Annotated in this window: 9 protein-coding genes; all 9 read right to left on the bottom strand. The window is 65.4% G+C overall.

Going from position 1 to position 13,013, the window contains the following annotated elements; all coding sequences use genetic code 11:
* Window positions 1-250: 250 nt before the first annotated feature.
* The 9 genes from P2G62_RS12515 to alaS all read right to left on the bottom strand — a co-directional run bounded on the left by P2G62_RS12515 (window position 251) and on the right by alaS (window position 12,914).
* Window positions 251-772, bottom strand: a complete 522-nt coding sequence (locus P2G62_RS12515; protein ID WP_275735241.1) for a chemotaxis protein CheD — start codon at window positions 770-772, stop codon at window positions 251-253.
* A 2-nt stretch (window positions 773-774) separates the two neighbouring features.
* Window positions 775-1,821: a chemotaxis response regulator protein-glutamate methylesterase gene (locus P2G62_RS12510; protein ID WP_275735240.1), complete on the bottom strand. Its 1,047-nt coding sequence runs from the start codon at window positions 1,819-1,821 to the stop codon at window positions 775-777.
* A 45-nt stretch (window positions 1,822-1,866) separates the two neighbouring features.
* Complete coding sequence (locus tag P2G62_RS12505; RefSeq protein WP_275735239.1) at window positions 1,867-4,968, bottom strand: methyl-accepting chemotaxis protein; 3,102 nt, start codon at window positions 4,966-4,968, stop codon at window positions 1,867-1,869.
* A gap of 121 nt (window positions 4,969-5,089) precedes the next feature.
* Window positions 5,090-5,851, bottom strand: a complete 762-nt coding sequence (locus P2G62_RS12500) for a squalene/phytoene synthase family protein (RefSeq protein WP_275735238.1) — start codon at window positions 5,849-5,851, stop codon at window positions 5,090-5,092.
* A complete protein-coding gene (gene cimA / locus P2G62_RS12495) occupies window positions 5,848-7,470 on the bottom strand; it encodes a citramalate synthase (protein WP_275735237.1) in 1,623 nt (540 codons plus the stop codon). Before cimA ends, P2G62_RS12500 begins: the two co-directional genes overlap by 4 nt.
* A gap of 49 nt (window positions 7,471-7,519) precedes the next feature.
* Complete coding sequence (gene cysS, locus P2G62_RS12490; protein ID WP_275735236.1) at window positions 7,520-8,908, bottom strand: cysteine--tRNA ligase; 1,389 nt, start codon at window positions 8,906-8,908, stop codon at window positions 7,520-7,522.
* 175 nt (window positions 8,909-9,083) lie between these two features.
* Complete coding sequence (locus P2G62_RS12485) at window positions 9,084-9,878, bottom strand: class II glutamine amidotransferase (RefSeq protein WP_275735235.1); 795 nt, start codon at window positions 9,876-9,878, stop codon at window positions 9,084-9,086.
* Between the two features lie 88 nt (window positions 9,879-9,966).
* Entirely contained in the window at window positions 9,967-10,257 is a 291-nt protein-coding gene (locus P2G62_RS12480; protein ID WP_275735234.1) for a DUF1330 domain-containing protein, read from the bottom strand.
* Window positions 10,257-12,914: an alanine--tRNA ligase gene (alaS, locus tag P2G62_RS12475; RefSeq protein ID WP_275735233.1), complete on the bottom strand. Its 2,658-nt coding sequence runs from the start codon at window positions 12,912-12,914 to the stop codon at window positions 10,257-10,259. Before alaS ends, P2G62_RS12480 begins: the two co-directional genes overlap by 1 nt.
* Between the last annotated feature and the right edge of the window lie 99 nt (window positions 12,915-13,013).

Here is a 13,013-nt window from a genome sequence, read left to right as displayed (position 1 = left end):
CCCCTGCGCCGCTATCGTGCTGGCCCAAGTCCCGCAAATGGCAAGCGCATCGGCACAGGGCGGGAATCGCCCCCCGGGACCGACACAAGATCTGGTAGGGGCCGCCCGGCAATGGCCAGATTCGCATGCCCGTGGCAAATCAGGAGGCATCCCCGCCGTCCGTTCACCGATCTGCCGCGCCGCAATCCACGCCACGGCGCCCCCATGGCAGCATGGCCTTCAGCCGCGCCTGGCCGCAGTTCCCGCTGTTTCAGAACAGTTCGACATCATGCGCCGGGACGGCCAAGGGGACGGTTTCAACAATCTTTGCCTCTGCCAGAAGGCGTTGACGTGCGCGCCCGCTGTCGGGCCAGAATTCGACCCGGCGGGCCTGTGTCCCCCCCAGGCTCTGCCCGGTGCATTCGATGCCTTCGCGTTGCAGGAAATCCAGAATGAAACGCGCGTTTTTGGCGCCGATATCCGAAAGCCCAGCGATCATTCGCGCCCCCCCGAAGACCTTGGCCTTGAAACGCCCGCGCTGCGCACCGTGCTTGATCAGATCATTGATCAGCAGCTCCATCGCGTTCACGCCGAAACTCGCGGCCTGCGCCGACTGGCCGGTGCTTTCGGGAAGCAGGAAATGGTTCATCCCCCCGATCCCGGTCAGCGGATCATACAGACAGCTCGCCACACAAGAGCCCAGAATCGTGGTCAGCGGGCGCCCATCCGGTTGGCCGATCGCATATTCCCCCTGTGACAAGTGGTGAGGCCGCAGGTCTTTGGCATGTTGCATCGTCACCTCCTGCTTTCCTGCGCTGCAAGCGCATCGCTCCGCCCGCACAGCTGCAAGACTTGCTGCGCGACCTGTCCCAGAGGCACCGCCCGTTGCGCCGCACCCAGTTCCAGCGCGGCCCGCGGCATGCCATAGACCACCGAACTCGCCTCATCCTGCGCCAGACACTGCGCTCCGCCCCGGCGCAGGGCAAGCATGCCTTCCGCACCGTCGCGACCCATCCCCGTCAGGATCACCGAAACGACCCGGGGCGCCATCGGCACCGCAGACTCGAGCAGAATATCGACCGACGGCCGGTGACCGCTGCGCTTTTCGCCTGCAATCAGATGGCAGCGCGCAGGGTCCCCCGGTGCGACAGCCAAATGATACTCTCCTCCGGGCGCCAGATAGACGTGCCCCTGCAACAGGGGCGCATCGTTTTCCGCAAGGCTCATGCGCGGCGCGATCTTGCCCGCCAGCCGGCGCGCGAAACTCGCCAGAAAGCTTGCCGGCATGTGTTGCGTGATCAAGGTCGGCGGGCAGTTCGCAGGGAACCCCGACAATACAGTTTCCAAGGCGTCCACCCCACCGGTCGACGACCCGATCAGCACGATCCGGCCATTCCAGTGAAACCCTGTCGCCGGTGCGATCTTCTGGCGTGGCCCCGGATCCCGCAGTCTTGCCCCGGCCGCCGCGACCAGCAGGTCGGCAAGGTTCTGAAACGCTTCGGGCAGACAGTCCACCCGCGGTTTGCCAATGCAATCCACTGCCCCGAGCGACAGCGCCTCCAGCGCCGCCGTGGAGCCGCGCTGCGTCTCGGTCGAGACCATGACCACCGGCATCGGCCGCAACCGCATCAGCTTTTCCAGAAACTCCAGACCGTTCATGCGGGGCATCTCGACATCCAGCGTCAGCACATCCGGCATCAGAACCTTGATCTTTTCGCGGGCCTCGTAGGGGTCCGATGCCTCGCCGACAACGGTCAGACGCGGATCGTACCCAAGTCGGCTGCGAATAAGATGGCGGATGGTCGGGGAATCGTCGACAATCAAGACACGCTTCGGACCCATGTCAGACCTTTCTCGGCAAAAGACGCAATTGGGCTGGACCCTGGCTCAGAAATCTTCCCATTCATCCTCGTCGATCATCGGTTTGCGCAGGGTGTTGCCATCTGCGACCGCCATGGGGGCCGGGGGCGGAGCAGCGCTCGCCTCAGCGGGTTTCGAGGCCGGCACCACAAGTGGCGCAGGCTTCGACGTCCCCTTCGGACCTTGCGCCGGGACGGGCCGAGCATCCGGGGTCCGGAACATCGACGTCGTGGCGGTCAGAGATTGCGCCCCGCGGTTCAGGGCATGGCTCGCTGCGGTGGTCTGTTCAAACATCGCCGCGTTTTGCTGCGTGACCTGATCGAGCTGGTTCACGGCGACATTGATTTCCGCCAGGCCAGAGGCCTGTTCACGCGACGAGGCCGCCACCTGGGACACCCGCGCGGCCACGTCGATCACAGAGCCAAGAATGCCGGTCAACGCCCGACCGGTCTCCCCCACCAGATCGACGCCACGGCGCACATGCCCCGAAGAGGCCGAGATCAGCGTGTCAATTTCGCGCGCCGCTTCCGAGGACCGCTGCGCCAGGGCCCGCACTTCGGAGGCGACGACCGCAAACCCCCGGCCCGCTTCGCCCGCGCGCGCGGCCTCGACCCCGGCATTGAGCGCCAGCAAATTGGTCTGGAATGCAATATCATCAATCACGCTGATGATCCGCGAGATCTTTTGCGAGGATTCCTCGATCTCGCCCATTGCGGCGACCGCCTGCTGGACGATCTCGCCCGACGCTTCCGCACTCACCCGTGCTTCGCGCACGACGCGCTCGGCCTCGGTGGCCCCCTCGGTCGCCGAGGTGACGGAAGAGGTCAGCTGATCCAGCGCCGCAGCGGTCTGCTCCAGAGTGGCGGCCTGCTTTTCGGTGCGGCGGCTCAGGTCCTCTGCCGCGTTGCTGATTTCCTGCGCTTCGCTGTCGATCGCAGTGGCATTGTCGATCACGACCTGCATGGCCAGAGCAAGATTGTTGACAGCCGCGTTGAAATCAGCACGCAACTGCTCGTAATCGCTGGAGAAAACCGCGTCGATCCGGGCGCAAAGATCGCCGTCCGACAGTTTCGTCAATCCCACACGCAATGCTTCGACCACGGCCTGCTGCCCCGCCATCATCGCGGCGTTGCGCTCTTCCGCAGTCTTCAGGACATGCTGCGCTTCTGTGATGTCATTGCCGATCAAGACGATCTTGAGCATGCGATTGTTGCGGTCGGGGACAGGGGTCACGCTGCCTTCAACGATTACCTGGCGATCGCCCGCCCCAGGCAGCACGAAACGCCCCATGATCGGCTCGAACTTCTGCAGCCGGGCCCACAGCTCGCCCCCGGCACCATCGTCGTGAAAGAAAACGTCATGCCCGCGCCCCAGAAGCGTGGCCTCTTCTTCGCCCAACGCGGCACACATGTTGGCATTGGCCCGGCTCAGCAGACCGGCAGGGGTGAATTCGCACAGCAGCTGATTGGCATCCAGCGCGTTCAGAAGCGCGCGGTTCATCCGCAATTCCGTCACATCGCGCCATTCCACCACGAAACCGATCTGCCCCTTGCCCGGCATCGCAACTTCGCTGACATCCAGGCCAAAGCGCCCTTCGCCCACCACGATATCCGCATGGTAGGGCAGATTGGCCGGGTCGGAGAGGACCTTGCGCGCGCGCTCCGGCATCTTGTGAAACGCATCCATCGAGCGCCCGATCAGATCATCGGGAATGATATCGGCGGTTACGGTGCGGAAATCGTCCAGCCGATTGCTCACCATCTTGATGAACGCCCGGTTAGTGTAGATGATGTTGAAATCCTTATCGACCATCATCATTGCCGCCGAACAGCTTTCGAACGCCGTGCCCTGCATCGCGGCCTGCAATTGCGCGGAATCCGCGGCCTGCAATTCCGTGCGCAGCGCCTCGAGCGCACAGGCAATATGCCCGACCTCGTCGGAGCGTTGCGTGCCGGCAACCGGGGTGACCCGATCCCCCCCCGAAATCTTGCGGATCATCCCGCCCAGCATCTGCAGCGGCGCCGCGACCGAGCGCGCCATTCCCCACGACATCGCCAGAAGCAGCGCCATCAGCCAGGCCGCATTGAACAGCATCGAGCGTGCCAGATCGTGCGCTGGCGCGAACATCTCCTCGGCGCTTTGCTCGACCACTGCCGCGAAATGGCGGCCGAACAGCTGCACCGGCGCAAAGGCTGCCACCACCGGCTGTCCGGCAATGCCCGTCTGCACAATGATGCCGCTTTCACCGGCAAAGGCCGCGCGAATGGCCGGACTTTCCTCGACCGGCTGCAACAGGGTCTTGTCCTTCGACAGGCGCAGATCGTTCTGCAAGACCCGTGCGACGGACACCAGATAGCCCTGCCCGGTCTCGCCCAGGCCGCGCATGTTCGCCAAGGTCGCGTCGATATGGGTCACGCTGACCTCGAAAGCGATGACACCCTGCACCATACCTTCGGCATTGCGCAACGGGACGGCGATGAACAGCCCGACTGCGTCACCGCCTGCATCGCGTTGGGCAAGGTCCGACACCACCGGCGCGCTATCGCCTGCCGCCAGCGCCGCCTTTGCCACCTGCGCCAGCGGCCCGCCCTTGTAAGGGCCCTGCAACAGATCGGTAGCGAAATCGTCATTCTTGCCCATCGAATAGACCACCACCCCATCGGCGTTGATCATGTAGATGTCCGCAAAGCCCATCTGCATGGCCATGCTCACGAAACCGGGGTGATAGCGGCGATGCAGGATCGAATAATCGGTCACATCGCCCGGATAATCGAGCTTGTGGCGCGCGCCCTTGGGGTTGGGATTGTCCTCGATGTAGGCCTTGCGCAGATAGGCGCCCGGCGCATCGCCCAGCCGCTTCCACGAGGCGGACATCTCGCGCAGGGCGCGGTTGGTCGCAGGCGTGTCCGTCACGGCACGGGCATCTGCCATCAGCTTCGCCGCCCAGGCCTCCAGATCCGCGCGGCGATCGTCGAGCGCCTGCGTCAGGCGCTGCGCGCCGTCTTTTTCCAGCAGATTGCGCGCCTCACGATAGGCAGATCCCCCCATGATCGTCAGCGCGACCAGCGCGATCGTCACCAACATCAGGGGCAATTTGACCCCAAGCTTCAGGTTGTGAAGAAGTTTCATCACCATGCCTCCGACAAATCCTGCCACGCAGACAGAATCGTTCCTTGAACCAAGGGGCAGCCGCCCATTGGCTCGGAACATGACCGGAACACCTGAAGATAAGTTTAAGCCGCGCCGGATCTCAACGCAGGAAAAGCGCCCGCCACAGCAGACCGGCACGGCGGCCGAATTCCGACCCGGCCAGCGCCCCTTGCGCCACGCGTGCAGGGTCGCGCGCCGCCCGGGTCAGGGTCGCGCGCGCCTGCCAGCCGGGCAACAGGGCCAGCGCCGCGGCGCCCGACAGAGTCGTTGCCTGCATCCGCGCCAGACCGGCGCGGGCCAGATCGGCCACCGCCTCGGGACGACCGTCATGCAGGGGCTTGCGGCCCTGCGCTTCCAGCGCGGGCACGGCGGAAAGCCAGGCCGCCAGACCTGCGGCGAATCCGTGATCGCGCACCGCGCGCTCATCCCCCGGGGCCGCCCCCAGGGCACGCGCCGCCGCCCAATACAGATTGCCCGCCGTCTGATCGAGATAGGTCTCGAACGCCGCGCGGTCGTCGAAAGGCTCGCGCCAGCAATCCCAGCGGCGCGCCTCGGCCACCGCCACCAGCAGACCCGCCTGATCGCGCAGATCGGCCAGCGCGGGGCCGATCTCATGCGCAGGCGCCCGCCCCGTCGCCGCCAGATCCTCCAGCGCGTCGACCCACCATTGCAGCCGCATCTCGGCCACCATCGGCTCGGCCGAGGCCCAAGGCGCGCGCGCGATTTCCAGATTGGCGGCGTAAAGCGGCCAGAGCCGCGCGCGCAGTTCCGCAGGGCTGGCCATCACCGCGGCAAAACGGTCCGGGTCGCCCGCCTCGACCCGTGCCGCGCAGATCGCCACGCTGGCCGCCAGATCGCTCATACCGGGGCCGCCCCGTCGCGCGCCAGCTTCCAGACGATCGCCTCCAGCAGCGCCTCGAACGAGGCATCGACGATGTTCGGGCTGACCCCCACGGTGGACCAGCGCCGCCCCTGCCCGTCTTCGCTGTCGATGATGACGCGGGTCACGGCCTCGGTCCCGCCCTGGGTGATGCGCACCCGGAAATCGACCAGCTTCATGTCGTCGATATAATGCTGATACGGGCCCAGATCCTTGGCCAGCGCCTTCGACAGCGCGTTGACCGGGCCGCCGTCCGAGCCATCCTCGACGATTCCCTCGGACACGCTCAGCGTGCGCTGACCGCCGATATTGACGACCACGACCGCCTCGGACAGCGCCGCCATCCGGCCCTTCGCATCGCGCTTGCGCTCGACCGTGACGCGATAGCGCTCGACCTCGAAGAAGCTGGGCAGCACGCCCAGTTCGCGCCGCGCCAGCAGCTCGAAACTGGCCTGCGCCCCGTCATAGGCATAGCCGTGATCCTCGCGCGCCTTGATCTCGTCCAGGATCGTGGCCAGACGCGGGTCTTTCGGGTCGACCTCGATGCCCATGCCCGCCAGCCGCGCGCGCAGGTTCGACTGCCCGGCCTGATTGGACATCGGGATCAGCCGGGTGTTGCCGACCAGGCCCGGGTCGATATGTTCATAGGTGCCCGGGTCTTTCAGGATGGCCGAGGCATGCAGCCCCGCCTTATGCGCAAAGGCCGAGGCGCCGACGTAGGGCGCGCTGCGCAACGGCACCCGGTTCAGAATGTCGTCCAGCTTGCGCGACAGCTTGGTGATCCCCAGCAGCGCAGCCTCGGTGATGCCGGTTTCCAGCTGGCTGCGGAACGGCTCTTTCAGCAGCAGCGTCGGGATCAGCGAGGTCAGATTGGCATTGCCGCACCGCTCGCCCAGACCGTTGAGCGTGCCCTGCACCTGCCGCGCCCCGGCCTGCACCGCCGCCAGCGACGCCGCCACCGCATTGCCGGTATCGTCGTGGCAGTGAATGCCGACATGATCGCCCGGGATGCCCGCGTCGATCACCGCGCGGGTGATCTCGGCCACCTCGGCGGGCAGCGTGCCGCCGTTGGTATCGCACAGCACCACCCACCGCGCCCCCGCCTTGTAGGCCGCCAGCGCGCATTCGAGCGCATAGGGCGCATTCGCCTTGAACCCGTCGAAGAAATGCTCGGCATCGAACAGCGCCTCGCGGCCCTGCGCCACCAGATGCGCGATGCTGGCGCGGATGTTGTCGAGGTTCTCTTCCAGCGTGATCCCCAAGGCGGCGGTGACATGGTAATCATGCGTCTTGCCAACCAGACAGACCGCCGGGGTGCCCGCGTTCATCACCCCCGCCAGCACCTCGTCATTCGCCGCCGAACGCCCGGCGCGCTTGGTCATGCCAAAGGCGGTGAAGGTCGCGCGGGTCTGCGGACGCGCCGCGAAGAAATCGCTGTCGGTCGGGTTCGCGCCGGGCCAGCCGCCCTCGATGTAATCGACGCCAATCGTATCGAGCGCCTCGGCAATCGCGATCTTTTCGGCCACCGAGAATTGCACGCCCTGGGTCTGCTGCCCGTCGCGCAGGGTGGTGTCGAACAGGTAAAGTCGCTCGCGGCTCATTGGCTGGTTCCTCGTGGCTTCTTCTTGGCGCAAATACTCATCTGCCCGTTTACAGGGGCGGCAGCCGGCTGGCATCGAAGCCCGGTCCGGGCAACAACTCCACCCCCGCCTTCGACATCCGCACCTCGACCCCCGCCGCCATCAGCGCAGATTTCAGCGCGTCAACCGGGACGAAATCCTTGGTTTCCATGGCCTTGGCGCGCAAAGTTGACAGGGCTTCGGCATGCGCCGACAGGTCCACATCGGGCGCTTTGGCCCAATCGCCCATGCCATCCTCCAACAGACCCAACAGCGCGGCCGAGGCCTTCAGCACCGCCGGATCGGCACTCAGCGCGTGCAACTCGGCCATCGCACCCGCCGTGTTCAGATCGTCGGCCAGCGCGGCCACCACGCCGGGCGCGGGCTGTGCGGCGGGCGTCACGCCATCGGTCAGCACGCGCCACTTGCGCAGGGTCGCCTCGGCCTGCGTGGCCTTTTCGGCGGTCCAGTCCATCGGCTTGCCGTAATGGGTCTGCAAGAACACAAACCGGATCACCTCGCCCGGGATGCCCTGATCGAGCAGGTCGCGCACGGTGAAGAAATTGCCCAGGGACTTGGACATCTTCTTGCCCTCGACCTGCAGCATTTCATTGTGCAGCCAGTAATTCGCGAAATGGCCTTCCGGGTGCGCGCAGCAGCTTTGCGCGATTTCGTTCTCGTGGTGCGGAAATTGCAGGTCGATCCCGCCCGCGTGAATGTCGAACGAGGCCCCCAGCAATTCATAGCTCATCGCCGAGCATTCGATGTGCCAGCCCGGGCGGCCGCGGCCCCAGGGGCTGTCCCAGCCCGGCAAGCCCGCGTCCGAGGGCTTCCACAGCACGAAATCCATCGGGTCTTCCTTGAAGGGTGCCACCTCGACCCGCGCGCCCGCGATCATGTCATCGACCGACCGCCCCGACAGCGCACCGTAATTTTCATAGCTGCGCACCCGGAACAGCACATGGCCATCCTTGGCATAGGCATGCCCCTTGGCGATCAGATCGGCAATCATCGCGATCATCGCACCGATGAAATCGGTCGCGCGCGGTTCGAAATTCGGCCGCAGCGCGCCAAGTGCATCCATATCGGCGTGATACCAGCCGATCGTTTCCTCGGTCCGTTCGCGGATCAGCTCTTCCAGACTGCCCGGAGCGCCCGCCTGTTGCCGCGCCAGCGCGGTTGCGTTGATCTTGTCATCGACATCGGTGAAATTGCGCACATAGGTGACGTGGTCCGCGCCATAGACGTGACGCAGCAGCCGATAGAGCACATCGAACACCACGACCGGGCGCGCATTGCCCAGATGCGCGCGGTCATAAACGGTCGGCCCGCACAGATACATGCGCACATTCCGGGGGTCGATCGGGGCGAATTCCTCGACCTTGCGGGTCTTGGTGTTGCGCAAACGGATCTGGGTCATAGCTCCTCGCGAGTGGCCTCGGCGGCGGGCTTAGCAGTTCATCGCGTTTTGGAAAACTGAAGAAACAACCGGCCCGACAAAAGTCAGCCGATAATGCAGCAAATCAGGGTGGCGGTTTGTTTCATGGCGCGACCCTAGCGCGGCCCGCAGGGCTTGCCAAGGGGGCGCGCACGCGTCACGCGGCCACAGCCCATTGCCCCGGCGCGAAGGGTTCGATTTTGACCGAAGCCCCCTCGAACGTGCAGAAGGAATTGGCCGGCACTTCCTGCCAGTCGCCCTCGCCATCCTCCAGCGGTTCGGATACGACCGCCCGACCCTGACGGCTGTCGGACCAGCGGTGATACAGCGTGGGCGCCGCATCGTCGCTGGCATAGCGGATCGCATAAAGCCGCCCGCCATCGGAAAACGCCGCCGTCAGCCGCATGTGGGGTGTGGTGCCGCGTTCGCGCGACAGGGCCTCGAACCGGGCGGTGGCGCGTTCCATCGCGCATTTCGGATCGCCCTCCAGCCCCGCGTCCAGCGCCACCAGAAACAGCGCCTCGCTGTCGGTGGCACCCTTGCGATGCGGATAAAGGCTGTCGGAAATCATCATTTCGGCGGCGCGGCGGAACAGGTCATAGCCGCCGATCTGGCCATTGTGCATAAAGCTCCAGTGCCCGACGACGAAGGGGTGGCAATTGTTGCGGCTGGTCGCGGTGCCGGTCGAGGCACGCACATGGGCCAGAAACAGGCCCGATTTCACCTGCGCAGTTAGCGAGCGCAGGTTCGGGTCCGACCAGGCGGGCATCACGTCGCGGTAAAGCCCAGGGTCGCGACGCTCGCCATACCAGGCCAGCCCGAACCCGTCGGCGTTGATCGCAGTATGGCATTGCGTGGCACAATGGCTTTGATGGATCAGCGAATGGCCCGGGCGGCTGATGATCTCATCCAGAAAGATCGGTTCCCCGATATAGGCGGCCCAACGGCACATGGTTTGTCCCCATCGCGGCCCCAGAAGACCGCCGTCCAGATGCTCCGCCCCGGGGTGCACGATAGCAGCCCCGGGGCGGCGCGAGAAGTCATTCCATCGCTTCGACGATCACCAGATCGCGTTCCGAGGCGCCCTTGGCATGGGCCAGCGCCGCCTGATAGGCCGGGCCGCGATAGCAGGCCTCGGCCGCCTCCAAGCTCGGGAACCAGGCCAGCACATTGCGCGCCCGGTCATTGCCTTCCAGCTGCACATAGCGCGCGCCACGGGCCAGAAATTTACCCCCCGCCGCGGCAATCGCCGGCCCCGCCAGCTCGGCATATTTGCCGTAGGCTTCGGGGTCCAGCACGGTCACATGGGCGATCCAATACGCTCCGGGCATCACAGCTCTCCTGCAATCACGGCCTTGACGGCGGCCACCGCCTCGTCGGCCTTCGACGGATCGGCCCCGCCTGCCTGTGCCATGTCCGGGCGGCCGCCGCCGCCCTTGCCGCCAAGCGCGGCCGCCGCCGCCTTGACCATATCGACCGCGCTGATCTTGCCCGTCGCATCCGCGGTCACGCCGGCTGCCACCGCAGCCTTGCCGCCCGTATCGGCCACAACCAGCACCGCGCCCGAACCGATGCGCGATTTCAACTCGTCCACCAGCGCCGGCAGATCCTTGCCGGACACACCGGAAACCACCTGAGCAATGAACTTCAAGCCGTTGATTTCAATCGCTTCCGGTCCGCCCGCGGCACCGCCGCCCATGGCCAGCTCGCGGCGCAGCTGCGCCACTTCGTTGGCCAGTGCCTTGCGTTCCTCGGCCAAGGCCTTGACCCGCTCGGCCACATCGGCAGGCGAGGTTTTCAGCACGCCGGCAACCTCGGCCAGACGGGCATTCTGCGCATTCAGATAGTCCAGCGCCGCCTGCCCCGTCAGGGCCTCGAACCGGCGCACGCCCGCGCTCGACGCGGAATCGCCAAGCGCCACGAAAGCGCCGATGTCGCCGGTGCGCGCGACATGGGTGCCGCCGCACAGCTCCAGACTGTAGGTCTTGCCATCCGCGCCCTTGCCCGAGCCCAGCAGCGTGCCCATCGACACCACACGCACCTCGTCGCCGTATTTCTCGCCAAACAGCGCCTGCGCACCCAGTGCGCGGGCATCGTCCGGGGTCATGATCCGGGTGTCGACGGCGGTGTTTTGCCGAATGAATTCATTCACTTCGGCCTCGACCTGCGCAACTTCGGCCGGGTCCATCGCCTTGGAATGGCTGAAGTCGAAACGCAGCCGGTCCTCGGCGTTCAGGCTGCCCTTCTGCGCGACGTGATCGCCAAGCGCACGGCGCAGCGCCTCGTGCAGCAGGTGCGTGGCCGAGTGGTTGGCGCGGATCGCGCTGCGGCGGGCATGATCGACCTCCAGCCGCGCGGGTTGCCCCGCCGAAATCACGCCCTTCGTCACCTCGGCGAAATGGATGAACACACCCGCAACCTTTTTGGTGTCGGTCACGCGGGCTTCCCCGGTCTCGGTGCGGATGATCCCCTGATCGCCGACCTGACCGCCGGATTCGGCGTAGAACGGCGTCTGGTTGACCACGATCGACACCGCGCCCCGGGCTTCGGCCACTTCGCCGCCATCTGCGACCAGCGCCACGATCTGCCCTTCGGCAGTCTCGGTGTCATAGCCCAGAAACTCGGTAACCCCTTGCTTTTCGGCGATATCATACCAGATCGTCGCGTCTTTCGCCTCGCCCGAACCAGCCCAGCTTGCACGCGCCTTGGCCTTCTGCTCGGCCATCGCGGCGTCGAAGCCTTCGGTTTCGACTGTGCGGCCCTTTTCGCGCAGCGCGTCCTGCGTCAGATCGAGCGGGAAGCCGTAGGTGTCGTAAAGCTTGAACGCCGCCTCGCCCGGCAGCGCCGCCCCTTCGGGCAGGCTCGCCAGTTCGTCATCCAGCAGCTTCAGCCCGCGATCCAGCGTCTGCTTGAAGCGGGTTTCCTCCAGCTTCAGGGTTTCCTCGATCAGCGCCTGCGCCCGGCCGAGTTCGGGATAAGCGGCGCCCATCTGGCGCACCAGCGCGGGCACGAGCTTGTGCATCACCGGGTCTTTCGCGCCCAACATATGCGCATGGCGCATCGCGCGGCGCATGATCCGGCGCAGCACATAGCCGCGACCTTCGTTCGAGGGCATCACCCCGTCGGCCAGCAGGAAAGAGGTCGAGCGCAGGTGGTCGGCGATCACGCGGTGATGCACCTTGCCCGGCCCGTCCGGGTCATTGCTGGTCGCATGGGCCGAGGCCTCGATCAGCGCGCGCATCAGGTCGGTGTCGTAGTTGTCGTGCTTGCCCTGCAGCAGCGCGCCGATCCGCTCCAGCCCCATGCCGGTGTCGATCGACTGCATGTCCAGATCGCGCTTGCTGCCGTCCTCGAACTGTTCGAACTGCATGAACACGAGGTTCCAGATCTCGATGAAACGGTCGCCATCCTCGTCTTTCGAACCGGGCGGGCCGCCCCAGATGTGATCGCCGTGATCGAAGAAGATTTCGGTGCAGGGGCCGCAAGGGCCGGTCGGGCCCATCATCCAGAAGTTGTCATTGGTGGGAATGCGGATGATCCGGTCGTCGCTCAGCCCCGCGACCTTCTTCCAGATCGTCGCCGCCTCGTCATCGGTGTGATAGACCGTGACCAGGAGCTTGTCTTTCGGGATCGCGAAATCCTTGGTCAGCAGTTCCCACGCAAAGGGGATCGCGTCCGATTTGAAATAATCGCCGAAGCTGAAATTGCCCAGCATTTCAAAGAAGGTATGGTGGCGCGCGGTGTAGCCGACGTTATCCAGGTCGTTGTGCTTGCCGCCCGCGCGCACGCATTTCTGCGCGGTGGTGGCGCGCACATAGTCGCGTTTCTCGACGCCGGTGAAGCAGTTCTTGAACTGCACCATGCCGGAGTTGGTGAACATCAGCGTGGGGTCGTTGCGCGGAACCAGCGGAGAGCTGTCCACGATGCGGTGACCGTTGCGCTCGAAGAAGTTCAGGAAAGTAGAGCGGATATCGTTCAGGCTGGGCATGTGATGAGGGCCTTTTCGCGGATTTCTCCCCGTTTAGCGCCCGTCCCCGCCCCTGTCGAGAGCGCAAAACGGCCGGGCTGTCACCCGACCGCGCTGGTT

Source organism: Paenirhodobacter sp. CAU 1674 (assembly GCF_029222945.1).
GTDB lineage: Bacteria > Pseudomonadota > Alphaproteobacteria > Rhodobacterales > Rhodobacteraceae > Rhodobacter.
The sequence above is the reverse complement of the archived record's forward strand: the minus strand, read 5'-3'. Positions and strand labels throughout refer to the sequence as shown.